The organism is Bradyrhizobium sp. STM 3561 (assembly GCF_045571455.1).
In the GTDB taxonomy this organism is placed as follows: domain Bacteria; phylum Pseudomonadota; class Alphaproteobacteria; order Rhizobiales; family Xanthobacteraceae; genus Bradyrhizobium; species Bradyrhizobium vignae.
This window is the reverse complement of the sequence record NZ_CP120695.1, coordinates 4,796,175-4,820,505: the sequence shown is the minus strand read 5'-3', so window position 1 is coordinate 4,820,505 and position 24,331 is coordinate 4,796,175. Positions and strand designations below refer to the sequence as shown.

18 protein-coding genes, 1 other RNA gene and 1 pseudogene are annotated in these 24,331 nt (G+C 65.5%); 16 read left to right on the top strand and 4 right to left on the bottom strand.

Features of this window, described 5'->3' with window-relative positions; translation table 11 throughout:
* Position 1: 1 nt before the first annotated feature.
* Entirely contained in the window at positions 2 to 1,372 is a 1,371-nt protein-coding gene (locus P6U28_RS22885) for a PLP-dependent aminotransferase family protein (RefSeq protein WP_407119949.1), read from the bottom strand.
* A gap of 79 nt (positions 1,373 to 1,451) precedes the next feature.
* Here P6U28_RS22885 and P6U28_RS22880 point away from each other — a divergent pair, with 79 nt between their 5' ends.
* The gene (locus P6U28_RS22880) at positions 1,452 to 1,880 is read left to right on the top strand and encodes a DUF983 domain-containing protein (protein ID WP_162500171.1); all 429 of its coding nucleotides are present in this window, start codon (positions 1,452 to 1,454) and stop codon (positions 1,878 to 1,880) included.
* Between the two features lie 270 nt (positions 1,881 to 2,150).
* Here the strand turns inward: P6U28_RS22880 and rnpB are convergent.
* Positions 2,151 to 2,631: RNase P RNA component class A (gene rnpB, locus P6U28_RS22875), an RNA gene on the bottom strand.
* A 150-nt stretch (positions 2,632 to 2,781) separates the two neighbouring features.
* On the opposite strand from rnpB, the gene P6U28_RS22870 reads away from it, so the two are divergent.
* The 3 genes from P6U28_RS22870 (at position 2,782) to P6U28_RS22860 (ending at position 5,705) form a co-directional block, all read left to right on the top strand.
* The gene (locus tag P6U28_RS22870; RefSeq protein WP_122401961.1) at positions 2,782 to 3,135 is read left to right on the top strand and encodes a YciI family protein; all 354 of its coding nucleotides are present in this window, start codon (positions 2,782 to 2,784) and stop codon (positions 3,133 to 3,135) included.
* A gap of 22 nt (positions 3,136 to 3,157) precedes the next feature.
* The gene (locus tag P6U28_RS22865) at positions 3,158 to 4,390 is read left to right on the top strand and encodes an RNA polymerase sigma factor (protein WP_407119948.1); all 1,233 of its coding nucleotides are present in this window, start codon (positions 3,158 to 3,160) and stop codon (positions 4,388 to 4,390) included.
* Positions 4,391 to 4,538: 148 nt separating this feature from the next.
* A complete protein-coding gene (locus tag P6U28_RS22860; RefSeq protein WP_407119947.1) occupies positions 4,539 to 5,705 on the top strand; it encodes an IS110 family transposase in 1,167 nt (388 codons plus the stop codon).
* 571 nt (positions 5,706 to 6,276) lie between these two features.
* On the opposite strand, the gene P6U28_RS22855 is transcribed toward P6U28_RS22860, so the two are convergent.
* Positions 6,277 to 7,137 carry an N-acetylmuramoyl-L-alanine amidase gene (locus P6U28_RS22855; protein WP_174221563.1) on the bottom strand — a complete coding sequence of 287 codons (861 nt, stop codon included), beginning with the start codon at positions 7,135 to 7,137 and terminating at the stop codon, positions 6,277 to 6,279.
* Positions 7,138 to 7,574: 437 nt separating this feature from the next.
* Here P6U28_RS22855 and rsmH point away from each other — a divergent pair, with 437 nt between their 5' ends.
* From rsmH to P6U28_RS22815, 8 genes are all read left to right on the top strand, one after another.
* A complete protein-coding gene (gene rsmH / locus P6U28_RS22850) occupies positions 7,575 to 8,564 on the top strand; it encodes a 16S rRNA (cytosine(1402)-N(4))-methyltransferase RsmH (RefSeq protein WP_407119946.1) in 990 nt (329 codons plus the stop codon).
* Between the two features lie 3 nt (positions 8,565 to 8,567).
* A complete protein-coding gene (locus tag P6U28_RS22845) occupies positions 8,568 to 8,960 on the top strand; it encodes a hypothetical protein (protein ID WP_407119945.1) in 393 nt (130 codons plus the stop codon).
* On the top strand, positions 8,957 to 10,711 hold the full coding sequence (locus P6U28_RS22840) for a penicillin-binding protein 2 (RefSeq protein ID WP_122401965.1): 1,755 nt from the start codon (positions 8,957 to 8,959) through the stop codon (positions 10,709 to 10,711). The genes P6U28_RS22845 and P6U28_RS22840 overlap by 4 nt, the downstream gene beginning before the upstream one ends.
* Before the next feature lie 84 nt (positions 10,712 to 10,795).
* A complete protein-coding gene (locus tag P6U28_RS22835) occupies positions 10,796 to 12,268 on the top strand; it encodes a UDP-N-acetylmuramoyl-L-alanyl-D-glutamate--2,6-diaminopimelate ligase (protein WP_407119944.1) in 1,473 nt (490 codons plus the stop codon).
* Positions 12,265 to 13,647, top strand: coding sequence for a UDP-N-acetylmuramoyl-tripeptide--D-alanyl-D-alanine ligase (gene murF, locus P6U28_RS22830; RefSeq protein WP_407119943.1), 1,383 nt, complete (start codon positions 12,265 to 12,267; stop codon positions 13,645 to 13,647). Before P6U28_RS22835 ends, murF begins: the two co-directional genes overlap by 4 nt.
* A gap of 182 nt (positions 13,648 to 13,829) precedes the next feature.
* Positions 13,830 to 14,933, top strand: a complete 1,104-nt coding sequence (gene mraY, locus P6U28_RS22825) for a phospho-N-acetylmuramoyl-pentapeptide-transferase (protein WP_122401968.1) — start codon at positions 13,830 to 13,832, stop codon at positions 14,931 to 14,933.
* A gap of 11 nt (positions 14,934 to 14,944) precedes the next feature.
* Entirely contained in the window at positions 14,945 to 16,342 is a 1,398-nt protein-coding gene (gene murD / locus P6U28_RS22820; protein ID WP_407119942.1) for a UDP-N-acetylmuramoyl-L-alanine--D-glutamate ligase, read from the top strand.
* 239 nt (positions 16,343 to 16,581) lie between these two features.
* On the top strand, positions 16,582 to 17,733 hold the full coding sequence (locus P6U28_RS22815) for an FtsW/RodA/SpoVE family cell cycle protein (protein ID WP_122401970.1): 1,152 nt from the start codon (positions 16,582 to 16,584) through the stop codon (positions 17,731 to 17,733).
* Positions 17,734 to 18,240: 507 nt separating this feature from the next.
* Here P6U28_RS22815 and P6U28_RS22810 read toward each other — a convergent pair.
* Positions 18,241 to 19,406: pseudogene (locus tag P6U28_RS22810) on the bottom strand (IS110 family transposase).
* A 124-nt stretch (positions 19,407 to 19,530) separates the two neighbouring features.
* On the opposite strand from P6U28_RS22810, the gene murG reads away from it, so the two are divergent.
* From murG to P6U28_RS22790, 4 genes are all read left to right on the top strand, one after another.
* Entirely contained in the window at positions 19,531 to 20,634 is a 1,104-nt protein-coding gene (gene murG / locus P6U28_RS22805) for an undecaprenyldiphospho-muramoylpentapeptide beta-N-acetylglucosaminyltransferase (RefSeq protein WP_122401971.1), read from the top strand.
* 121 nt (positions 20,635 to 20,755) lie between these two features.
* Positions 20,756 to 22,159 carry a UDP-N-acetylmuramate--L-alanine ligase gene (murC, locus tag P6U28_RS22800; protein WP_122401972.1) on the top strand — a complete coding sequence of 468 codons (1,404 nt, stop codon included), beginning with the start codon at positions 20,756 to 20,758 and terminating at the stop codon, positions 22,157 to 22,159.
* Positions 22,160 to 22,163: 4 nt separating this feature from the next.
* On the top strand, positions 22,164 to 23,081 hold the full coding sequence (gene murB, locus P6U28_RS22795) for a UDP-N-acetylmuramate dehydrogenase (protein WP_122401973.1): 918 nt from the start codon (positions 22,164 to 22,166) through the stop codon (positions 23,079 to 23,081).
* 121 nt (positions 23,082 to 23,202) lie between these two features.
* Positions 23,203 to 24,189, top strand: a complete 987-nt coding sequence (locus P6U28_RS22790) for a D-alanine--D-alanine ligase (RefSeq protein WP_122401974.1) — start codon at positions 23,203 to 23,205, stop codon at positions 24,187 to 24,189.
* Positions 24,190 to 24,331: the final 142 nt, after the last annotated feature.

The window sequence follows — 24,331 nt, the reverse complement described above, 5'->3', positions numbered from 1 at the left end:
TCTAGACGATCTGTCTGGTGTCGGCGGGCTCGTGTAGCGCGCCGATCAGGATGCGCAGCGCTTGCGTCAATTCCGCCCTGTTGCGTGCCGCCCCCAGCGAGACACGCGCCGCATGCGGCGGTGTTCCATCCACGGTGAAGGCATCGCCTCCCACGATCGCGAGTCCATTGCGCAGCATATGTGCCGCGACATCGCGCCGGCCCTCCGGCAGCCGCAGCCAAAGATGATGAGCGGCAGGCTTGGCCAGGAACTGAAAACCCTTTAGGGCGCGTTGCGCAATCTGTTGGCGCCCGACTGCCTCGTTGCGGATGGCCGTGATGATGCGGTCGGCGATACCGGCCTCGATCCAGTGCGTCACCAGAGCGACCATCAGTGGCGCCGGCATCTGGACGGTGGCCTGCAAGTGGCCGCGCATCTGAAGCTGCGCGTCGGCATCGGGCGTCACCAGATAGGCAACGCGTAGCGCCGGCGCAATGCATTTTGACAGCGTGGTTGCGAGATAAGTCCGCTCCGGAATGAGGTTCGCGATCGGCGACGCCGAGCGATCAAGCAGCCCGTAGGCGTCGTCCTCGATCAGGATCGTGCCGGCATCGCGAACGATCTTTGCGACGGCGCTGCGCCGCTCAGCCGAAAGCGTTGCGGTGGTCGGATTGTGCAGCGTCGGAATGAGATAAACGGCCTTTGGCCGGTGCGCGCGGCACGCCTTTACCAGCGCATCGGGCAGGATGCCGTCCTCGTCCATCGGGACGCCGACGAGCTTGACGCCGAGCTGTGCTGCGGCGGCCTTGATGCCGGGGAAGGTGAGGCCTTCGGTCAGCACGGTTTCGCCGGGCCGCGCAAGATGAGCGAGCAGGTTGAAGAGGATCGTCTGTGCGCCCGGAAAGATCACGAGCCTTTCGGCCTGCGCATGCGGAGCGCGTGCGCGCATCCAGCGCGCGGCGACCTCGCGTTCATGCGCGCTGCCGCCGGGCGGCTGATAATTGAGATACGCCGTCAGGCCCGATTGCGTGCGGATGGCTTCCATTCCGGCGACGATGCGCTCGTCGAGCTGCGCCTCGAGCGGATGCGGCGGCACGTTCATCGAGAGGTCGATCGCGACCGGATGCGGCAGGTCGACCGCGCGCCGCGCGCTGGTCTCCGACACGAACGAGCCCTGTCCGACGCGGGCTTCCATGATGCCGCGGCGCCGGGCTTCAGTGTAGGCGCGCGTCACCGTGGTGAGGTCGATGCCGAGTGCTTTTGCCAGCGCCCGCTGCGTCGGCAATTGCTGGCCGCGCACCAACCGCCCGGCGGCGATGTCGGCCTCCATGGCCTCGACGATGCGCTGGTAGCGCGGCCCCGAGAGCTCCGAGATTGTAGGGATCCAGCCCATGCAATTTAGGCCTATAAGCTTTGAATGTATGGAGGCATGATATTATTGTATGGATCGTCGAAAAGGAAGAGGTGTGGTCATGGCGACGGTCTCTCTGGCAAAGGCGATGTGGCGCGGTTTCAGCGGCAAATGTCCCAATTGCGGGGAAGGGCATATGTTCGGCCGTTTCCTGAAAGTGACCGAGGCTTGCGATCATTGTGGCGAGGAGCTGTTTCACCAGCGCGCCGACGACTTTCCCGCCTATCTCGTGATGGTCGTGGTCGGCCATCTCGTGGTGCCGGCAATTCTTGCGATCGAGACCGCTTACGCGCCGCCCGAGTGGCTGCAGCTTGCGGTGTGGCTGCCCGTGACGCTGTTCGCTTCGCTCGCGCTGCTGCAACCAACCAAGGGCTGCATCGTCGGGCTGCAATGGCAGCTTGGCATGCACGGCTTCGAGGCGAGCAAGCTGCGGCGGGAGACGGGCGGGCTTGCGCCGGTGCCGGTGAAGGTGGACACGCGCGCCGCCTGAATCGAGCGCGCCGATGGCGGTGTTGCGAGATCGTGGTGTAACTCTTGTCGTCGTTCCGGGGCTCGCGCAGCGAGAGCCCGGAATCCATTCATTTCACCAACACTGCGGCCCGATGGATTCCGGATTCGTGCTGCGCACGCCCCGGAATCACGATGGTGGTCCAAATGGTGAGGGGTCCGATGCGCTAGCATCGAACCCCTCGTTGCTTCCTCAGCAGGACGCGTTTTCTTCACGCGAACCGGAAAACCACTTCGCTCGAAAACGCTTCAGAGTATCAGCCGGCCTGTAAGCCGGGTTCTGTAGGGCACCGCCCGCTTGCGCGAACGATACGCGACGGCCATTCCTCTGGAACCATGTTTGCACATGGCCTCGAGCAACCTACCCGGACGGCGGGCCTGACATCGCCCCGCGGCGTTATCGCTTTCGCGAACAGCCCGCTATGCCGTCCCTATTCGGTTTTGCTCCCGGTGGGGTTTGCCATGCCGGCTCCGTTGCCGGAACCGCGGTGCGCTCTTACCGCACCTTTTCACCCTTACCCGCCTACGCTGCTTGCGCAGCTTCGGCGCGGCGAGCCTTGAGGGCTTGTCGCGCCATAGCCCCGAAGGGGCGACGGCGGGCGGTTCGTTCTCTGTGGCACTTTCCCTGGGGTCACCCCCGCCGGACGTTATCCGGCACCGCATGTCAAGGGAGCCCGGACTTTCCTCCCCGGCGGCCTTTCGGCACCTGCCGGAGCGGCCGTCCGGCCGACTGACGGGACTACGCATGGGCATTTGTGACGGTTCCGTCAAGCCGATATCGCGACGTACGATCCGCCCGAAATAATTTATCCTGAAGATGTCGTTTGGACCGTACCCCGTTCGACTGGATGTCGGCGAGTGAGCCGAACAACAGGAGTGAAGCCATGCAATATCTGCTGATGATCTATCAGAACGAGGTCGAGTACGCGAAGAACGACGCGGCGACCAGCCAGAAGATGCTGGCCGAATACCAGGCCTTCACGCAATCCATCATCCAGAGCGGCAACTTCAAGGCCGGCGACCGCCTGCAGCCGACCACGACTGCAACGACCGTGCGTGTGCGCGAGGGCAAGACGCTGACGACCGATGGTCCGTTCGCGGAAACACGCGAGCAGCTCGGCGGTTACTACCTGGTCGAGGCGAAGGATCTCAACGCGGCGATCGAGATCGCGGCGCGGATTCCCAGCGCGCGCATCGGCTCGATCGAGGTGCGGCCGATCTGGGTCTACGACAAGTGACGGCCGAGCCGCGCGTCGCCGCATGACCCCTGGCGAGATCGACAGGATATTCCGTGACGAGGCGGGGCGGGCGCTGGCCACGCTGATCCGCCTCGTCGGCGATTTCGATCTCGCCGAGGACGCACTCCAGGATGCTTTCGCCGTTGCCCTGGAACGCTGGGCGGGGTGTGAGGCCCCTGACAATCCGCGCGCCTGGCTGGTCAACGTCGCCAAGCACAAGGTGATCGACCGCATCCGCCGCCAGGTGGTCTTCCGCGGCAAGCAGCAGGCGCTGGTGCATGAGCTCGAGCTCAACGCGCTGGGCCCCGACGAGCCGCCGGCAACGCTCGATGACGACATGCTGCGGCTGATCTTCACCTGCTGCCATCCCGCCTTCGCGCCCGAGGTGCAGGTCGCGCTGACGCTGCGTACGGTCTGTGGGCTGTCGACGGCGCAGGTGGCGCGCGCCTTTCTCGTCAGCGAGGAGGCGATGGCGCAGCGGCTCGTCCGCGCCAAGCAGAAGATCAGGCTTGCCGGCATCCCCTACGAAGTGCCGGAGCGCGAGGCGCTGGCGCCGCGGCTCGATGGCGTGCTGGCCGTGATCTATCTCGTCTTCACCGAGGGCTATGTCGCGACCGAGGGCACGGACCTGATGCGGCCCGATCTCGCCGTCGAGGCCATCAGGCTTGGTCGCCTGCTGGACCGCTTGCTGCCCGATCGCGCCGGGATCAAGGGCCTGTTGGCGTTGATGCTGCTGCACGACGCGCGCCGCGCCGGGCGCGAGACGCCGGCCGGCGACATCGTGCTGCTCGAAGAGCAGGACCGCGCGCTGTGGGGTCGCGCGCAGATCGATGAGGGCCTGCGGCTGGTGGAGGACGCGCTGCGCGTGCCGGGCCGGCCGCAGCCCTATGCGGTGCAGGCCGCGATCGCCGCGCTGCATGCGCGTGCGCCGAGCTTCGAGGAGACCGATTGGCCGCAGATTGCGGGGCTCTACCAGGTGCTGCTGCGCATCAGTCCTTCGCCGGTGATCGAGTTGAACCATGCGGCGGCGGTGTCGATGGTCGATGGGCCGGCACGAGCGCTCGATCTCGTCGATGCCATCACCGCGCGCGGCGGGCTTCGCGGCTATGAGCTGTTGCCCGCGGTGCGCGCGGATTTGTTGCGGCGGCTCGGCAGGACGGAGGAGGCGCGCGAGGCGTATCGTGCGGCGACCGAGGCAACGCAACTCGAGCCGTTGCGGCGGCTCTATGCGCGAAGGGTGAGGGAGATGGGGTAGGGCTGTATCAACGTCATCATGCGAGCCAACGGGTCCGCGCGAAGCGCGGCCCGATGACAGGCTCCGCGAAGATTCCATGGGGAGTGGATAGCGACCAGGTCTGAGGCCAGACTGAGGGTTGCTGAATCCATTCAACCTGGAGACGACGATGTTGCTCGATCATCCTTCCGACGGACTGGCCGCTATCCGCACGCAGTTTGGCGCAATTTTTGTGTCATTGGAACTGAGCCGTTCGACATGGCTGGTCACTTCGCTGTCGCCCTGCAAGGGCGAGAAGATGTCCAAACGCAGCATGAAGGCCGGCGACCTTTCGGAACTGTTGAAGCTGTTTGCGGAGCTGAAGCGCAAGGCGCAGGCGCGAACGGGTGAGAGCTATCCGATCATCGCGATCCAGGAGGCGGGGCTGGACGGGTTCTGGCTTCACCGCGCCCTGCAGCAGGAAGGCATCGAGAGCCACGTAGTCGATCCGGCCTCGATTGCGACGCCGCGCCGGCGCCGGCGGGCCAAGACGGACCGGCTGGATGGCGAGACGCTGTTGCGGACGCTGCTGGCCTACAAGCGCGGCGAGGTACGGGTCTGCGCCATGGTCGTTGCGCCCTCTCCGGCAGAGGAGGACCGCCGTAGGCTGTGCCGCGAGCGAGAGACCTTGATCGCGGAGCGGATCGAGCATGTGAACCGGATCAAGGGTCTTCTGTTCGCGCAAGGGATCTTCGACTACGCGCCGCTGCGGCGAGACCGGCGGAAGCGGCTGGAGGCCTTGCGGACGGGCGACGGGCGCGCCTTGCTGGCGCATCTGAAGGCGCAGATCAGCCGCGAACTCGACCGGCTCGAACTGCTGCTCGACCAGATCACGGCGGTGGAGCGCGAGCAGGATGCGTTGCTGGCCGCGAGCAAGGCGGCGGGGGAGAAGACCGTATCGAACCCGGTGGCAATGCTGCTCGAACTGAAGAGCCTGGGCCCGAACTTCACGGCCGTTCTCTGGTCGGAGGCCTTTTACCGGCAGTTCGCCAACCGCCGCCAGATTGCATCCTATGCCGGCCTTGCAGCCACGCCATGGCGCAGTGGCGGCATCGAGCGCGAGCAAGGCGTGTCGAAGGCTGGCAATCCGCGCCTGAGAACCACGATGATCCAGCTCGCCTGGCTCTGGGTACGCCACCAGCCTCAATCGGCTTTGACCCAGTGGTTCAAGGTGCACAGCCAACGCGGCCGCAAGCGCGCGATCGTGGCGCTCGCGCGCAAGCTGCTCGTGGCCCTCTGGAAGTACGTGACCGCGGGCGTGGTGATCGAGGGAGCCGAGATAAAGGCCGCCGCCTGACACCACGCTCCTCAGCCTCAAAGCCAATCCGCCGAGATTGATCAGCCTCGGCCGATCCGGGTGGACGAACCGATGGATTGCATGGCTTCAAACGCCGTAACGAAGAATGGTCTCGTCCTCTCGAGCCTGCCCGCCGCAAGCGGAATGTTGGTGCAGCCGCCGCCGCGCGGCGACCGAATGTGAGTTTGATCTGGCAAGCAAACCAGATTGCAAAAACCGGCTCGACCCTTGGATCGCCTGACGAAAAGGAGTTATCCGCCCGCTGCCCCGACTGCCAAAGCCTGATGGCGTGCTCGCTCGAGTCAAGGCCAAGTCGCTTCGCGACGGCCCTACGGGCCGACCTTGACTCGATCTGCGCGCGCCATCCTACGTGCTCCACGGTCGGGACGAAGAGCTGGCCTGCAATCGAACAAAGAGCTGAACAAACCGCCTTGACACACCAAATCCCCATGTGAGCAATCCAGACTGCCTCGGGGGAAACAGTCTGGATTTGCTTCGTCGCATCAGCGCAAAATTGCTTCGCAACTTTGTCGCGAGCTCCTCGCAATGACGGAGGATGTAGCTGTCGCCCTCACTTCGCAACCGTCGTCGCGTCCGACGGCAAGCTCGCCAGCAGCGCCTGCAATGTCGAGAGCGTCGAATGATCCGCGACACCGTCGAGCCGGGCCGGACGGAAATGGCGCTGGAAGGCGGTGACGACCTCCATGGTCGCGGCGTCGTATTTGCCGTTCAGGGGCACGCCATAGCCGTACCGTGCGAGTGCCTGCTGCATGCTCAGTACCGCGTCGCTGATGGTGCCGAGCATCAGCTTCTCGCCCCGAACGATCGGCGCGGGTGTTACCCAGTGACCGACGCCGGAATTAGCCAGCGAATGCCACGGAAATTTTTCGCCGGGGTCCTTCTTGCGGGCGGGCGCGACGTCGGAATGGCCGAGCACCCGGTGCGCCGGCACCTTGCGGCGGAGCATGATACCGCGGCACAGCGCGATCACGGCGGCGATCTGGCGCAGCGGATACTCCGGATAGCCCCAGTCATGGCCGCGATTGATGATCTCGATGCCGATCGAGCAGGAGTTGATATCGTCCTCGCCGGCCCAGGAAGAGACGCCCGCGTGCCAGGCGCGCTTGGTCTCGGGCACGCATTGCACGATGCGGCCGTCCTCCAGCACGACATAATGCGCCGAGACCTCGGTGCCGGCCGTGCAGAGCCGCGCCAGCGCGCCCTCGACATCGGGCATGCCGGTGTAGTGCAGCACGATCATGTCCGGCTGCCGTCCCTTGTTGCGCTCGCCATAATTGGGCGAGGGGATGATGTCGGACACGATCGAGGAATCGGGCTCGAACGTCCGCAGGCCCGCCACGGTCTTGGGAACCGGGAGAACACGTTGTCGCTTCGAATCGGATCCAGACGGCGTGGACGAACCGGAGGGCATGAGCAGCTCAAACGGACGGAGAGTGGGGCAAGCCCTTCTCTTTACTATTCCTTTACCCTGCACCGTGCGCAATCACGCGACGCGGTTAACGGATGCATTTTGGCGATGTGTGTGGATGAAGCATCACCCCCACGTCACCTTTTCCACTTGTCACGAGCCGAGCAACGCTTTCTTAACGCTAAGGGCCGTTACTGAGAGATGAAGAGCCGACCCGCGTCCGGAGGCGGCCAAAGCGTATTTTGGCTCGAAATCCCATGGCTGCCCGACAAATTCCACTGGGAACACTGGGTTGGTGGCCCGGGACGACCGGGCTTGGTTACCATGCAGGACGGGGGCTTTGTCGTGGAACCGCCGCGACGCGCAATGATTCGAGGCGTTATGGGCTTGTTCGACCCCGATCTCGCTTGGTCAGGCTGGATGGTCGGCAGGCGTCGCGCATGAGCTCGGCGCCGCATATCCCTGTTCTTGGCCGTGAGGCCATCGCGCATCTCGCTCCGCGCGAGGGCGGCGTCTATGTCGACGCCACTTTCGGTGCCGGCGGCTATAGCCGCGCGATCCTGGAGGTGCCGGGAACCCGACTGATCGCCATTGATCGCGACCGCACCGCGATTGCCGGCGGTGCCGAGCTGGTCGAACGCTCCGCGGGCCGGCTGACGCTGGTCGAGGACCGCTTCTCCAACCTTGCCGAGGTCTGCGCCGCGCAAGGCGTCGAGGCGATCGACGGCGTCGTGATGGACGTCGGCGTGTCCTCGATGCAGCTCGACCAGGCCGGCCGCGGCTTCTCCTTCCGCCTCGACGGTCCGCTCGACATGCGGATGGGGCAGACAGGCCCGACCGCGGCCGACGTCGTCGCGCGCGCCTCCGAAGGCGATCTTGCCGACATCATCTATCTCTTCGGCGAGGAGCGGCATTCCCGCCGCATCGCCCGCGCCATCGTGGCGGACCGGCAGGAAACGCCGTTCACCACCACGCGCGCGCTCGCCGATCTCGTCGGCAGGGTGGTGCGATCGAAGCCCGGGGACATTCACCCGGCGACGCGGACGTTCCAGGCGCTGCGCATCTTCGTCAACGAAGAGCTCGAGGAACTCCAGAGCGCGCTCGCTGCGGCCGAGCGCGTGCTCAAGCCCGGCGGCCGCCTCGTCGTCGTCTCGTTCCATTCGCTGGAAGACCGTATCGTCAAGAATTTCCTCTCCGAGCGTTCCAAGACGGGCGGCGGTTCGCGGCATCTGCCGGAAGTCGCGCAAAGTGCGCCGAGCTTCCAGCTGCTGACGCGGCGGCCGGTCGTCGCCGGCGAGGACGAAGTCGCGCATAATCCGCGCGCGCGCTCGGCAAAGCTGCGCGCCGCCGAGCGCACCTTGGCGCCGGCGCACGAGACCGACGAGGCATCGTCCTGGCCAAAGCTCTCGGACGTGATGAGGGGCGGCTAGCGCATGCGCATCATCCACCTCCTCGTCATCGGTGCGCTGATCTTCGCAGCCGCCCATGTCTACCGGATCAAGATGGACTCCACGGCGCGCACCGAGAAGGTGCTGCGGCTGCATGCGGAGATCCGCGAACAGCGCGATGCGATCGCCTCGCTGCGCGCAGAATGGGCCAAGCTCGATGCGCCATTGCGACTGCAAGGCCTGTCCGACCGGCATCTGTCGCTGAAGCCGATCAACGGCACGCAATATGATTCGCTGAAGTACCTGCCGGAGCGTCCGCCGCGGATGTTCAGGCCGGGCGAGCCCGATCCGATCGGGGCCATGCTCAAGACCATCGAAGCCGCGAGCGACCCTGACACGGTGACGGGTTCCGTTCCTCAGCCCGAGGACAAGCAATGAGCCCGGCAACGCCTGCAAGACCAACCGAAAAGTCGGCCGAGCCTTGGCGGCAGCGGCTGATCCGAAGCCTGCTCTACGGGCGCAATGTCGATCGCGCCGCGAAGGCGCGCGCGCGCGTGGGCCTCGCAATGCTCGCCTTCGCCTCGGTCTACGCTTTGATCGGCGGCCGGCTCGTGATGTTCGCGATCGGCGCCGACGCCCACAGCGCGCGCCGCGCTGCGGCGCAGGAGGTGGTTGCGACCGCACGGCCCGACATCGTCGACCGCAACGGCGCAATCCTTGCGACCGACGTCAAGGCGGCGAGCCTGTTCGGCGAGCCGCGCCGCATCATCGACAAGGACGAGGCGATCGAGCTCTTGACCGCGACCATTCCCGACCTCGACGAGGTCGAGGTGCGCGAGCGCCTCAGGACGCGCAAGGGCTTCGTCTGGCTCAAGCGCGAGGTCACGCCGGCGCAGCAGCAGGCCGTCCACAAGCTCGGAATTCCCGGCATCGGCTTCCTGCGCGAGAACAAGCGCGTCTATCCCACCGGAAACGAGGTCGCCCATCTCATCGGTCTCGTCAACATCGACAACCAGGGCATCGCTGGCCTCGAGAAGTGGCTCGACAACCAAGGGCTGGCCGATCTCCACCGCGCCGGCTTTGCCACCGACCGGCTGCAGAAGCCGATCGAGCTCTCGGTCGACCTGCGCGTCGAGCATGCGCTGCGCGACGAGCTGTTGAAGGCCAAGGACAAGTTCCACGCCAAGGCCGCCTCCGGCATCGTCTCCAACGTCAAGACCGGCGAGATCGTGGCGATGGTCTCGCTGCCGGACTTCGATCCCAACAATCCGAAGGAAGCGCACGACCCCGACCGCATCAACCGCCTGACCACCGGCGTCTACGAGATGGGCTCGACCTTCAAGGCGTTCACGCTGGCGATGGCGCTCGATTCCGGCAAGATCAACTTGAACTCGATGTGGGATGCGCGCGGAAACCTGCACTACGGCAAGTTCACGATCCACGACAGCCATCCGCTCGGACGTTTCATCAACACCAAGGAAGTGTTCACCTACTCGTCCAACATCGGTGCCGCACGGATCGCACTCGGCCAGGGCGTCGAGGCGCACAAGGCCTTCCTCGCCAAGATGGGGCAGTTGACGCGGCTGCGCACCGAATTGCCGGAGAGCGCGGCGCCGCTGATCCCGCGGCGCTGGAGCGAGCTGAACACGGTGACTGCCGCGTTCGGCCAGGGCCTCTCCGTGGCGCCGCTGCAAGCCGTGATGGGTATCAACGCGCTGGTGAACGGCGGCTACCTGATTCCGCCGACATTCATGAAACGAAGCGAATCCGAAGCCATGGCGATGGCCAAGCGCGTCATCAAGCCGGAGACCAGCGACAAGATGCGGTTCCTGATGCGGCTCAACGCCGAAATCGGCACCGCCAAGACCGCCGACATCAAGGGCTACTATGTCGGCGGCAAGACCGGAACGTCGGAAAAGGTCATCAACGGCCGCTACGCCAAGAAGCGCGTGCTCAACTCGTTCACCGCCATCATGCCCTGCGACGATCCGAAATATCAGATCCTGGTGATGCTGGACGAGCCGCAGGCGATTCCCGAGACGAAGGGTTTCATCACCTCCGGCTGGAACGCGGTGCCGACCGGCGGCAAGGTGATCGAGCGGATCGCGCCGCTTCTGGGCGTCGAGCCGCGGTTTGACCTGCCGCCGTCCGAGCGCCTTATTCTTGCAGCATCCAGGACAACCCAGTAATCAACCGGGTGGGCCGTCGCCGGTGCTGAGTCGGGATTTTCCCAAGGATTCGGCTTTCCGGCCGGGCATGTCGACTGGAAGACCATGAAGCTGCGCGACCTCTTAGGTCAAGACGTTCTGGGCAATGATGCCGCGATCGAGCCCGCCGTTGCGGCGCTCGACGTGAGCGGCGTTGCGCTCGACAGCCGCGTGGTCAAGCCGGGCGATCTGTTCTTCGCGCTCGCGGGCAGCAAGACCGATGGCGCTCGCTTCATCGATGCTGCGGTTGCTGCGGGCGCGATCGCAATCGTCGGCGATCATGCGCCGGCAGCATGCAAGGTGCCGTTCATCGCCGCCACCAATCCGCGCCGCGCGCTGGCGCTCGCCGCCGCAAGATTCTTCCCCGCGCAGCCTGCAACGATTGCGGCGGTGACCGGAACCAGCGGCAAGACCTCGGTTGCCGCCTTCACGCGTCAGATCTGGGAGCGGCTCGGACATGCCTCCGCCAGCATCGGCACCATCGGTCTCGTTTCGCCGAAGCGCACGGTCTACGGCTCGCTGACGACGCCGGATCCGATCGCGCTGCACCGGCAGTTGGACGAGATCGCGCGCGAAGGCGTCACGCATCTCGCCTTCGAGGCGTCCTCGCACGGGCTCGACCAGTACCGCCTCGATGGCGTGCATATCTCGGCCGGCGGATTCACCAATCTCTCGCGCGACCATATGGATTACCATCCGACGGTCGCGCATTATCTCGCGGCAAAGCTTCGCCTGTTCCGCGAGCTGATCCCGCCGGGCGGCGCCGCCGTGATCTCGGCCGATCATGATTGCTCGGCGGAAGCGATCGATGCGGCGAAGGCGCGCGGCCTGCGCATCATGGCGGTGGGCCGCAACGGTGATGGCGCAGGCGAGGGCATCCGCCTCACCGAGGCCGTGGTCGAAGGCTTTGCGCAGAAGCTCACGGTCGAACATCGCGGCAGGGGCTACGCGATCCGGCTGCCGCTGGTCGGCGAATTCCAGATCGAGAACGCGCTGGTGTCGGCCGGCCTTGCCATCGGCACCGGCAGCGATGCTGCAAACGTGTTCGCAAGCCTCGAACATCTCGAAGGCGCCAAGGGCCGGCTCGAGCGCGTCGGCGAGCGCAACGGCGCGCCGATCTTCGTCGACTATGCGCACAAGCCCGACGCGCTGGCGAAAGCGCTGCAGGCGCTGCGGCCCTATGCCAAGCGCAGGCTGGTCGTCGTGTTCGGTGCCGGCGGCGACCGCGATGCCGGCAAGCGTCCGATCATGGGCGCGATCGCGGCGGAGAATGCCGACGGCGTCATCATCACCGACGACAATCCGCGCAGCGAGAAGCCGGATGCCATCCGCGCCGCGATCCTCGCCGCTGCGAAGGGCGCACGCGAGATCGGCGACCGCGCTGCCGCGATCCGCGCCGCGATCGAGGAGCTGGAAGACGGCGATGCACTGCTCATCGCCGGCAAGGGCCACGAGACCGGGCAGATCGTCGGTGGAGAGGTGCTGCCCTTCAGTGATCACGAGGCGGTTGCCGCCGCACTAGCGTCGAGGATTGCATGAGCGCGCCGATATGGACGGTTGCCGAGGTCGCGCGTGCGCTGGGCGCCGCCGGATCTTTCCCGGATACGCCGATCGATTTCGTCACCCAGGACAGCCGACTGGTGAAGCCGGGCAGCCTGTTCGTCGCGCTCAGCGGCACGCCGAGCGGCGGCTTCATCTCGGCCTTCGCCAGCGCGCGCGACGGCTGGGAGTTCGCGGACAAGGCGGAAGCCGCAGGCGCGGTCGCGATGATCGTGCCGCACGAGATCGCGGGCATCCGCATCCCCCAGATCGTCGTGAAGGATACGCTGATCGACGGCCTCTGGGGCCTCGCGCGCGCTGCCCGCGCCCGCTTCCACGGGCCGGTGATCGGGCTCACCGGCAGCGCCGGCAAGACCAGCACCAAGGAGTTTCTGGCGGCTTATCCGAACGCCTATGCCAGCCCCTCGAGCTTCAACAATTTCTGGGGCGTGCCGCTGACGCTGTGCAATGCCAAGCCGGACGCCAGCCTCTGGGTCGTCGAGATGGGCATGAACCAGCAAGGCGAGATCGCGCGGCTCAGCGAATTGACGCGGCCGACCGTCGCGCTCGTCGTCAACGTCCAGCCGGTGCATCTGGAGAAGCTCGGCTCGCTCGACGCTATCCGGCGCGAAAAGGTGTCGATCGCGCTCGGCCTGCCCGAAGATGGCGTGCTGGTGCTGCCCGCCGGGATCAAGGCGCCCGAGTGGAAAGGCAGGGTCGTGCGCTTCGGAGGCGAGCACACCGAGGTGCACGAGGTCGCGCATGCGCCTCACGGCGAGAGGTGGCAGGTCGTGGCCGCGATCGGCAAGAAGGAGATCGCCTTCAGCCTCACCCCCGGCGCGCCGCACCGGGTGCACAATGCGCTGGCTGCGCTGGCCTCGATTCATGCTGCGCATCTCGACGTCGCGACGCTCGCGATCAAGCTCGACCGCGTCGGCATCATGACCGGCCGCGGCGTCGAGCAGGCAATCGGCGACATCACCGTGATCGACGACAGCTTCAACGGCAATCCGGCCAGCGTGGCGGCTGCGCTGCAAAGCCTTGAGGCGCGCAACATCAGCGGCGGTCGCCGCATCGCGGTGCTCGGCGACATGCTCGAGCTGGGCGAGGACGCACCGAGCTATCACACCGGCCTCGCCAGGCATCTCGAAGGCATCGACGCGGTCTACTGCGTCGGCCCGCTGATGCGTCATCTCTACGACGTGCTGCCAGCGGGCAAGGGCCTCGGCTGGCACGACGATCCCGCCACGCTGAAGCCGAGCGAGGTTGCGCGCCTGCTGAAGGCAGGCGACGTCGTGGTTGTCAAGGGCAGCAAGAAGATGTTCTGGGTCAACAAGTTTGTGCCGGGGCTGGTGGCCGCCTTGCAGGCAAAGGCGTAAACTGCTTGGAAGGCGCTGTTCCCGAATCCCTCTTTTGCGGCACGAAGCCGTCCGTTTCCCCTGAGGTCGCGTCCGACCCGATGATGAAGACCAGCGAATGCGCGTGAGGCACGTTGAGGCCAAAATGAAGGCCGAGAACCAGGCCAAGGCTGCGCGTGCGAAGGCGCCATAGGACCGTCTGAATGTTTTACTGGCTGATCGAGCTCTCCAATACATTTCCGGGCTTCGGTGCAATCCGCACGGTCCTGAACGTCTTCCGCTACATCACCTTCCGCACCGGCGGCGCCGTCGTGACCGGCGCGCTGTTCGTGTTCCTGTTCGGACCCTGGATCATCGATCATTTGCGCATCCGCCAGGGCAAGGGCCAGCCGATCCGCACCGACGGTCCGCAATCGCATCTCGCCAAGAAGGGCACGCCCACCATGGGCGGGCTGATGATCCTATCCGGGCTCACGGTCGGCACGGTGCTGTGGGCCAATCCGCTCAACCCCTATGTCTGGATCGTGCTCGCAGTGACGCTCGGCTTCGGCTTCGTCGGCTTCTACGACGATTACCTCAAGGTCACCAAGCAGACCACGACCGGGTTTGGCAGCAAGCTTCGCCTGCTGATCGAGGCGGCGATCGCGCTGGTCGCCTGCTATGCGCTGGTGCGGCTGAACCGCGATCCCGCATCGACTGCGCTGACGATTCCCTTCCTGAAGGACACGGTGCTGCATTTCGGCTGGTTCTTCGTCATCTTCGGCGCCTTCGTCATCGTCGGCTCCGGCAACGCGGTGAACCTCACCGACGGTCTCGACGGCCTCGCCATCGTGCCGGTGATGATTGCGACCGCGAGCTTTGCGATGATCGCTTATCTCGCCGGCAACGCCGTGTTCGCCGAATATCTCCAGATCAAATATGTCGCGGGCACCGGCGAACTCGCGGTGCTCTGCGGCGCGCTGCTAGGGGCGGGCCTCGGCTTCCTCTGGTTCAACGCGCCGCCGGCCTCGATCTTCATGGGCGACACCGGCTCGCTCGCGCTCGGCGGAATGCTCGGTGCCATCGCGGTCGCGGTGAAGCACGAGATCGTGCTTGCGGTGATCGGCGGCCTGTTCGTGCTGGAGGCGGTCTCCGTCATCGTGCAGGTGGTGTCGTTCAAGCTCACCGGAAAGCGCATCTTCCGGATGGCGCCGATCCATCATCATTTCGAGCAGCTCGGCTGGACCGAGCCGCAGATCGTGATCCGCTTCTGGATCATCTCGGTGATGCTGGCGCTCGCCGGTCTCTCGACGCTGAAGCTGCGCTGACGGTCCCCGCGATGATCCCGGTCACATCCTTCGCCGGCAAGACGGTCGCGGTGTTCGGCCTCGGCGGCTCGGGGCTCGCCTCGTGCCACGCGCTGAAGGCCGGCGGCGCCGAGGTGGTCGCCGCCGACGATAGTGCCGAGAATGTCGCCAAGGCCGCGCAGGCCGGCTTCATCACTGCGGACCTGCGCAACGTCTCCTGGGCGAAGTTTGCAGCGCTCGTGCTCGCGCCCGGCGTGCCGCTGACCCATCCGGTGCCGCACTGGAGCGTGCTGAAGGCGCGCGAAGCCGGCGTCGAGGTGATCGGCGATATCGAGCTGTTCTGCCGCGAACGGCGCCGGCATGCGCCGAACGCGCCGTTCGTTGCCATCACCGGCACCAACGGCAAGTCGACCACGACGGCGCTGATCGCGCATCTGACAAAGGTTGCCGGCTACGACACCCAGATGGGCGGCAATATCGGCACCGCGATCCTGTCGCTGGAGCCGCCACGCATGGGCCGCGTCCACGTCATCGAGATGTCGTCCTATCAGATCGACCTCACGCCCTCGCTCGATCCCTCCGTCGGCATTTTGCTCAACGTCAGCGAGGACCATATCGATCGCCACGGCACGCTCGCGCACTACGCCGCGGTGAAGGAGCGCCTCGTCGCGGCCGTGCAAGAAGGCGGCACCGCGATCGTCGGTGTCGACGACGGTTATTGCCGCGATGTCGCCGACCGGCTCGATCGCGCCGGCAAGAACGTGGTGCGGATCTCGGTCAAGAATCCGCTCGCGTCAGGCCTTTACGTCGAGCACGGCAACATCGTGCGCGCGTCGGGCGGCGCCCGCAGCGAAGTCGCCGCGCTCGGCGGTATCGGCTCGCTGCGCGGCCTGCACAACGCACAGAATGCGGCCTGCGCGGCGGCGGCCGCGCTCGCGATGGGCATCAGCCTGGACGTGCTGCAGAATGGCCTGCGCAGCTTTCCGGGCCTTGCGCACCGCATGGAGCAGGTCGGGCGCCGCGGCAATGTGCTGTTCGTCAACGATTCCAAGGGCACCAACGCGGATGCCACCGCACATGCGCTCTCGTCCTTCGTCGACATCTTCTGGATCGCCGGCGGCAAGCCGAAGGCGGGCGGCATCACCAGCTTGACGGGCTTCTTCCCGCGCATCCGAAAAGCCTATCTGATCGGCGAGGCCGCGCAGGAGTTTTCGGGCACGCTGGGACAAGTGCCGCACGAGATCAGCCAAACCCTCGATGTCGCGGTCGAGCACGCCGCGCGCGACGCGGAAGCGTCGGGCCTCACCGACGCAGTCGTGCTGCTCTCGCCAGCCTGCGCATCCTTCGACCAGTACCGCAACTTCGAGATCCGCGGCACCAAGTTCCGCGAACTGGTGCAGGCGCTGCCGGGTGTGAAGCCGGTGGTCTGAGGCATCCCCTCTCCACAATCTCCGTTGTCCTCGCCCGGCGTGACCGGGCGACCCAGTATCCCAGGGGCGGCGCTTGAGCCGAGAGGCCGCGGCGTACTGGATGCCCCGGTCGAGCCGGGGCATGACAGTTAGTTGTGTGGCGGCGGCGGAGATCATCTCCACACATCCGGATTTCCTTAACCCTGCGGTAACCAACCTCGGCGACCAATGGACGGACCTCTGTCTGAAAGCGGCCGCCCATGCTCTCCCGTGAAGAACGCACCCCCTTTTCCGAGTGGTGGTGGACCGTCGACAAGCCGCTGCTCGGGGCGATTCTGGTGCTGATGCTGACCGGCGTCATCCTGTCGCTGGCGGCGAGTCCGCCAGTGGCGACCCGCATCGGGCTTGATCCCTTCCATTTTTTCAGCCGGCACGTGCTGTTCCTCCTGCCGTCCTGCCTGGTGCTGCTCGGCGTGTCCTTCCTGTCGCCGCGATCGATCCGGCGCAGCGCGCTGATCATCTTTGCGATGAGCATCGTCCTGATCGCGGTGACGCTCGCCATCGGTCCCGAAGTGAAAGGCTCGCGGCGCTGGATCACGCTGCTCGGCGTCAACATCCAGGCCTCCGAAATCGCAAAACCATCGTTCGTCGTCATCGCGGCATGGCTGTTTGCGGAATCGACCAGGCGGCCGGAGATGCCGGCGACGTCGATGGCGCTTGTTCTGCTCTTGATGCTGGTGTCGCTGCTGGTGATGGAGCCGGATTTCGGCCAGACCATGCTGATCCTGATGGTGTGGGGCTCGCTGTTCTTCATCGCGGGCATGCGCATGATCTGGGTGTTCGGTCTTGCCGGCGCCGCCGCCGCGGGCCTGTTCAGCGCCTATCTGTTCGTCCCGCATGTCGCCGGCCGTATCAAGCGCTTCATGAACCCGGCGTCGGGCGACACCTTCCAGGTCGATACCGCCATGGAGGCTTTCTACAACGGCGGCTGGTTCGGCCTCGGACCAGGCGAGGGAATTGCAAAACGCAGCCTGCCGGACAGCCATACCGACTTCGTGTTCGCGGTCGCCGCCGAAGAGTTCGGCATCATCCTGTGCCTCGCCATGCTGGCGCTGTTCGCCTTCGTCGTCATCCGCACGCTGTCGCGCGCCTACGCCAATGAGGACATGTTCTCGCGCTTCGCGGCCTCCGGGCTGGCGATCCTGTTCGGCGTGCAGGCGGCGATCAACATGTCGGTGAACCTGCAGCTCGTCCCCGCCAAGGGCATGACGCTGCCGTTCATCTCCTATGGCGGCTCCTCGATCGTCTCGCTCGCCTATGGCGTCGGCATGATGCTGGCGCTGACGCGGCTGCGCCCGCGCACCGAAGTCGAGGCGAGCGGCCACGCCGAAGCGATGCGCAGTTACGCGTAAGCCGTCATTGCGAGGAGCGAAGCGACGAAGCAACGGAGGTAGTCTGGATTGCTCACATGGGGATTTGGTGTGTCAAGGCGGTTTGTTCAGCTCTTTGTTCGATTGCAGGCCAGCTCTTCGTCCCGACCGTGGAGCACGTAGGATGGCGCGCGCAGATCGAGTCAAGGTCGGCCCGTAGGGCCGTCGCGAAGCGACTTGGCCTTGACTCGAGCGAGCACGCCATCAGGCTTTGGCAGTCGGGGCAGCGGGCGGATAACTCCTTTTCGTCAGGCGATCCAAGGGTCGAGCCGGTTTTTGCAATCTGGTTTGCTTGCCAGATCAAACTCACATTCGGTCGCCGCGCGGCGGCGGCTGCACCAACATTCCGCTTGCGGCGGGCAGGCTCGAGAGGACGAGACCATTCTTCGTTACGGCGTTTGAAGCCATGCAATCCATCGGTTCGTCCACCCGGATCGGCCGAGGCTGATCAATCTCGGCGGATTGGCTTTGAGGCTGAGGAGCGTGGTGTCAGGCGGCGGCCTTTATCTCGGCTCCCTCGATCACCACGCCCGCGGTCACGTACTTCCAGAGGGCCACGAGCAGCTTGCGCGCGAGCGCCACGATCGCGCGCTTGCGGCCGCGTTGGCTGTGCACCTTGAACCACTGGGTCAAAGCCGATTGAGGCTGGTGGCGTACCCAGAGCCAGGCGAGCTGGATCATCGTGGTTCTCAGGCGCGGATTGCCAGCCTTCGACACGCCTTGCTCGCGCTCGATGCCGCCACTGCGCCATGGCGTGGCTGCAAGGCCGGCATAGGATGCAATCTGGCGGCGGTTGGCGAACTGCCGGTAAAAGGCCTCCGACCAGAGAACGGCCGTGAAGTTCGGGCCCAGGCTCTTCAGTTCGAGCAGCATTGCCACCGGGTTCGATACGGTCTTCTCCCCCGCCGCCTTGCTCGCGGCCAGCAACGCATCCTGCTCGCGCTCCACCGCCGTGATCTGGTCGAGCAGCAGTTCGAGCCGGTCGAGTTCGCGGCTGATCTGCGCCTTCAGATGCGCCAGCAAGGCGCGCCCGTCGCCCGTCCGCAAGGCCTCCAGCCGCTTCCGCCGGTCTCGCCGCAGCGGCGCGTAGTCGAAGATCCCTTGCGCGAACAGAAGACCCTTGATCCGGTTCACATGCTCGATCCGCTCCGCGATCAAGGTCTCTCGCTCGCGGCACAGCCTACGGCGGTCCTCCTCTGCCGGAGAGGGCGCAACGACCATGGCGCAGACCCGTACCTCGCCGCGCTTGTAGGCCAGCAGCGTCCGCAACAGCGTCTCGCCATCCAGCCGGTCCGTCTTGGCCCGCCGGCGCCGGCGCGGCGTCGCAATCGAGGCCGGATCGACTACGTGGCTCTCGATGCCTTCCTGCTGCAGGGCGCGGTGAAGCCAGAACCCGTCCAGCCCCGCCTCCTGGATCGCGATGATCGGATAGCTCTCACCCGTTCGCGCCTGCGCTTGCGCTTCAGCTCCGCAAACAGCTTCAACAGTTCCGAAAGGTCGCCGGCCTTCATGCTGCGTTTGGACATCTTCTCGCCCTTGCAGGGCGACAGCGAAGTGACCAGCCATGTCGAACGGCTTAGTTCCAATGACACAAAAATTGCGCCAAACTGCGTGCGGATAGCGGCCAGTCCGTCGGAAGGATGATCGAGCAACATCGTCGTCTCCAGGTTGAATGGATTCAGCAACCCTCAGTCTGGCCTCAGACCTGGTCGCTATCCACTCCCCATGGAATCTTCGCTTCGCTCGCAATGACGTGAGGGACCCTGTAAAAGGGCGCTTATGGACACATCTTCCCCCTTGATTCTCCTCGCCGCGGGCGGCACTGGCGGCCATCTGTTCCCGGCCGAGGCGCTTGGCGTCGAGCTGATCCGGCGCGGCTTTCGCGTTCGCCTCGTCACCGACGAGCGCGCGCTGCGCTATAGCGGGCTGTTCAGCAAGGACATGATCGACGTCGTCAGAAGCGAGACTGCGCGCGGCCGCAATCCATTCCAGCTCGCCTATGCCGGCCTCACGCTCGCCGTCGGCACGCTCTCCGCCTTTGGCCTGATCAAGCGATTGAAGCCGGCTGCCGTCGTCGGCTTTGGCGGCTATCCGACGCTGCCGCCGCTGGTCGCGGCGAAATTCGCCGGCGTTCCCAGCATCATCCATGATGCCAACGCGGTACTCGGCCGCGCCAACCGGTTCCTGTCGAGCCGCGTGCGCGCGATCGCGACGTCCTTGCCCGGCGTGCTCGATCGCGATCCGGCGCTGGCAGGCAAGACCACGACCGTCGGCACGCCGATGCGCCCGGCGATCCTCGCGGCGGCTGCGGTGAAATATGCCGCGCCCGAGGTGAACGGGCCGCTGCGCGTGCTCGTCGTCGGCGGCAGCCAGGGTGCCCGCATCATGGCCGATATCGTGCCGGGCGCGATCGAGCGGCTCGAGCCTGCGCTATGGAGCCGCCTCGCCCTCACCCAGCAGGTGCGCGAAGAGGATATGGCCCGCGTGCGCGCGGTCTATGACAAGCTCAGGATCAAGGTGGAGCTCGCGCCGTTCTTCACCGATTTGCCGGCGCGACTCGCCTCCAATCATCTGGTCGTGTCGCGCTCCGGCGCGGGCACCGTCGCCGAACTCGCGGCGATCGGCCGGCCGTCGATCCTGGTGCCGCTGCCCGGCTCGATCGACCAGGATCAGTTCGCCAATGCCGGCGTGCTGGCCAAGGTCGACGGTGCCGTCCGGATCCCGCAGACCGAGTTCACCTCGGATCGTCTCGCCGCCGAGATCTCCGCCTTCGCTGCCGAACCCGCGCGCCTTGCCGCCATGGCCGCCGCCGCGAAGGGGGCAGGGCGGCTCGATGCCGCCGAGCGGCTGGCCGATCTGGTGGTCAAGGTCGCGGGAATCTGACGCGAAAAAGCCCTTGTCTTCGCGTTCCAAAGCGGGGCATCCAGTGGGAAGGGCGCGCGGCTGATTTGGCCGTGACCTCCGCAGATGCCGCCGTTCCGGCGGCAAGGTCAGGGAACTGAGCATGAGACTGCCGCGCGAGATCGGACCCATCCACTTCGTCGGGATCGGCGGGATCGGGATGAGCGGCATCGCCGAGGTGCTGGTCAATCTCGGCTATGCCGTGCAGGGCTCCGACGCCGCCGACAATTACAATCTCGACCGTCTGCGCAAGAAGGGTGCGAAAGTCTCGGTCGGTCATAAGGCCGAGAATATCGACGGTGCCGAGGTCGTGGTCGTGTCCTCCGCGATCAAGCGCGACAATCCGGAACTGATGGCGGCGCGCGAGAAACGCATTCCCGTGGTGCGCCGCGCCGAAATGCTGGCCGAGCTGATGCGCCTGAAGAGTTGCGTCGCCATCGCCGGCACGCACGGCAAGACCACGACGACGACGATGGTCGCAACACTGCTCGATGCCGGCGGGCTCGATCCCACCGTGATCAATGGCGGCATCATCAACGCCTACGGCTCCAACGCGCGGCTGGGGGCCGGCGATTGGATGGTGGTGGAGGCCGATGAGAGCGACGGCACCTTCCTGAAGCTGCCGACCGATGTCGCGATCGTCACCAATGTCGACCCTGAGCATCTCGACCACTTCAAGACCTTCGAGGCCGTGCAGGACGCCTTCCGTCATTTCGTCGAGAACCTGCCATTCTACGGCTTTGCCGTGATGTGCATCGATCATCCCGTGGTGCAGAGCCTCGTCGGCAAGATCGAGGATCGCCGCATCATCACTTATGGCGAGAATCCGCAGGCCGATGCGCGGCTGGTCGACCTGACGCCGATGGGCGGCGGATCGAAATTCAAGGTCGCGTTCCGCGATCGCAAGACGGGCAGCGTGCACGAGATCGCCGATCTCATGCTGCCGATGCCGGGCCGTCACAACGCCTCCAATGCGACGGCCGCGATCGCGGTCGCGCGCGAGCTCGGCGTCTCCGACGAGGCGATCCGCAAGGCGATCGCCGGCTTCGGCGGCGTCAAGCGCCGCTTCACCAGGACCGGAGAGTGGAACGGCGTCACCGTGATCGACGACTATGGCCACCACCCCGTCGAGATCGCTGCCGTGCTGAAAGCTGCGCGCGAATCCACCAACGGCAAGATCATCGCCGTGGTGCAGCCGCATCGCTACACCCGCCTGCAATCGCTGTTCGAGGAATTCTGCACCTGCTTCAACGATGCCGATGCCGTTGTCGTCGCCGACGTCTATGCCGCCGGCGAGGCGCCGATCAACGGCATCGACCGTGACCATTTCGTCGTTGGCCTGCGCGCGCACGGCCATCGCGAGGTGATCCCGCTGCCGGCAGCAACGGAGCTCGCCGGCATCATCAGGGGATTGGCGAAGTCCGGCGATCTCGTCGTCTGCCTTGGGGCCGGCAACATCACGCAATGGGCGTATGCGTTGCCCGGCGAATTGAAGGCATTGGGGTAGGGCGGTGAGCTTCCCCGACATCACACCCTCGCTCAAAGCCGCAATGCCGGAGCTGCGCGGCCGGCTGCTGGCGAACCAGTCGCTGGCCGAACTCACCTGGTTTCGCGTCGGCGGTCCGGCGCAGGTGCTGTTCACGCCGGCGGATGAGGACGATCTCGCTTATTTCCTCGCGCATCTTGCCTCCGACATTCCCGTCTATGTCATCGGCGTCGGCTCCAACCTGATCGTGCGCGACGGCGGCATTGCCGGCGTGGTGATCCGTCTCGCGCCGCGCGCCTTCGGCGAGGCGACCGCGAGTGGCGACATCGTCACCGCAGGCACGGCTGCGCTCGACAAGCGCGTGGCGGAAGTGGCGGCTTCCGCCAATATCGGCGGACTCGAATTCTTTTTCGGCATTCCCGGGACCATCGGAGGCGCGCTGCGCATGAATGCCGGCGCCAATGGCGGCGAGACCAAGGATGTGCTGATCGAGGCGAGGGGTGTCGCGCGCGACGGCACGAAGCATGTCTTCTCCAACGCCGACATGAAGTTCGTCTACCGCAACAGCGGCGTCGATCCTTCCATCATCTTCACCTCCGCCCGGTTTCGCGGTGAGATCAGGGCTGCGGAGGCAATCCGCGCGCGCATGGCCGAGGTGCAGAGCCATCGCGAGACCGCGCAGCCGATTCGCGAGAAGACCGGCGGCTCGACCTTCAAGAACCCGCCGGGCCACTCCGCCTGGAAGCTGGTGGATGCCGCCGGCTGCCGCGGCTTGCGTGTCGGCGGCGCGCAGGTCTCGGAGATGCACTGCAACTTCCTGATCAACACGGGCGATGCCACCGCGCGCGATATCGAGACACTCGGCGAGACCGTGCGCGAGCGCGTGAAGGCGAATTCCGGAATTGAGCTACACTGGGAAATCAAGCGGATCGGGGTTTCATGATTTCCGTCATTCCGGGGCGATGCGTTGGCATCGAACCCGGAATCTCGAGCTTCTCAGGTGGGCAATTGCGCACCACAGTTCGCGCCTCGCGCGCCCCGGAATGACCAATATGAGGACACGAATGCGCATCACCATCCTCTTCGGCGGCTCCAACCGCGAGCGTCTTGTCTCGGTCGCCTCGGCCCAGGCGCTGCATCAGGCATTGCCGGAGGCCGACCTGTGGTGGTGGGACGTCGAGGACAAGGTGCATGTGGTGCAGTCGAAGCAACTGCTCGAACACGCCCGTCCGTTCGAGGACGAGTTCAAGCCGGGCACATCAGGCATTCCGCTGGACCGGGCGCTCGACCAGGCCAAGGCCGAAGGCCGCGTGCTGGTGCTTGGCCTGCATGGCGGGCGTGCCGAGAACGGCGAATTGCAGGTGATGTGCGAGGCGCGCGGCGTGCCCTTCACCGGCTCGGGCTCGGCGTCGTCGCATCTTGCCTTCGACAAGATCGCCGCTAAGCGCTTCGCCGCGCTCGGCGGCGTGACGCCGCCTGCGAACGTTGCGCTTGATGACATCGAGGAGGCCTTTGCCGAATACGGCCGGTTGATCGCAAAGCCGGCCCGGGATGGGTCGAGCTATGGCCTGATCTTCGTCAACGCCAAGCAGGATCTCGTCGCCGTCCGTAACGCGGCAAAGCACGAGGAATACGTGATCGAGCCCTATATCGCCGGCGTGGAAGCGACCTGCGGTGTGCTGGAGCGCACCGACGGCTCGATCATCTCGCTGCCGCCGATCGAGATCATTCCGGGCGAGGGCAATTTCGACTACGCGGCGAAATATCTGCTGAAGTCGACCCAGGAGATATGCCCCGGCCGCTTCGCACCGGAGATCACCGCCGCGCTCAAGGAGCAGGCGATGCTGGCCCATCGCGCGATGTCCTGCACCGGCTACTCGCGCTCGGACTTCATCGTCTCGGACAAGGGCCTCGTCTATCTCGAGACCAACACGCTCCCCGGGCTGACAAAGTCCTCGCTCTATCCCAAGGCGCTGAAGGCGGAAGGTATCGCGTTCGTCGATTTCCTGCACGGGCTGGTCGAGCTCGCCGGGCGCGGCGTACGGAAATAATTAGGACTGGTTAACGGCCGGATTGGCGAAACGGCCGGGTTTAGCGGCCAAAACCGGTAAAATGCCGGATATCGCGGCACAAAGGCCGGATATCGCGGGGCAAAATGCGCAAATCGTTAACGAATTTTACCTTTTGTTTACC

What these genes read in the sequence shown, in the direction of transcription:
- P6U28_RS22840 (WP_122401965.1), top strand. Translation starts at nt 8,957, where the DNA reads ATGAGCCCGGCAACGCCTGCAAGACCAACCGAAAAGTCGGCCGAGCCT.
- P6U28_RS22865 (WP_407119948.1), top strand. Translation starts at nt 3,158, where the DNA reads ATGACCCCTGGCGAGATCGACAGGATATTCCGTGACGAGGCGGGGCGG.
- murG (WP_122401971.1), top strand. Translation starts at nt 19,531, where the DNA reads ATGGACACATCTTCCCCCTTGATTCTCCTCGCCGCGGGCGGCACTGGC.
- murC (WP_122401972.1), top strand. Translation starts at nt 20,756, where the DNA reads ATGAGACTGCCGCGCGAGATCGGACCCATCCACTTCGTCGGGATCGGC.
- rsmH (WP_407119946.1), top strand. Translation starts at nt 7,575, where the DNA reads ATGAGCTCGGCGCCGCATATCCCTGTTCTTGGCCGTGAGGCCATCGCG.
- murD (WP_407119942.1), top strand. Translation starts at nt 14,945, where the DNA reads ATGATCCCGGTCACATCCTTCGCCGGCAAGACGGTCGCGGTGTTCGGC.
- P6U28_RS22880 (WP_162500171.1), top strand. Translation starts at nt 1,452, where the DNA reads ATGGCGACGGTCTCTCTGGCAAAGGCGATGTGGCGCGGTTTCAGCGGC.
- murF (WP_407119943.1), top strand. Translation starts at nt 12,265, where the DNA reads ATGAGCGCGCCGATATGGACGGTTGCCGAGGTCGCGCGTGCGCTGGGC.
- P6U28_RS22860 (WP_407119947.1), top strand. Translation starts at nt 4,539, where the DNA reads ATGTTGCTCGATCATCCTTCCGACGGACTGGCCGCTATCCGCACGCAG.
- P6U28_RS22870 (WP_122401961.1), top strand. Translation starts at nt 2,782, where the DNA reads ATGCAATATCTGCTGATGATCTATCAGAACGAGGTCGAGTACGCGAAG.
- P6U28_RS22790 (WP_122401974.1), top strand. Translation starts at nt 23,203, where the DNA reads ATGCGCATCACCATCCTCTTCGGCGGCTCCAACCGCGAGCGTCTTGTC.
- P6U28_RS22845 (WP_407119945.1), top strand. Translation starts at nt 8,568, where the DNA reads ATGCGCATCATCCACCTCCTCGTCATCGGTGCGCTGATCTTCGCAGCC.
- mraY (WP_122401968.1), top strand. Translation starts at nt 13,830, where the DNA reads ATGTTTTACTGGCTGATCGAGCTCTCCAATACATTTCCGGGCTTCGGT.
- P6U28_RS22835 (WP_407119944.1), top strand. Translation starts at nt 10,796, where the DNA reads ATGAAGCTGCGCGACCTCTTAGGTCAAGACGTTCTGGGCAATGATGCC.
- P6U28_RS22885 (WP_407119949.1), bottom strand. Translation starts at nt 1,372, where the DNA reads ATGGGCTGGATCCCTACAATCTCGGAGCTCTCGGGGCCGCGCTACCAG.
- P6U28_RS22855 (WP_174221563.1), bottom strand. Translation starts at nt 7,137, where the DNA reads ATGCCCTCCGGTTCGTCCACGCCGTCTGGATCCGATTCGAAGCGACAA.
- P6U28_RS22815 (WP_122401970.1), top strand. Translation starts at nt 16,582, where the DNA reads ATGCTCTCCCGTGAAGAACGCACCCCCTTTTCCGAGTGGTGGTGGACC.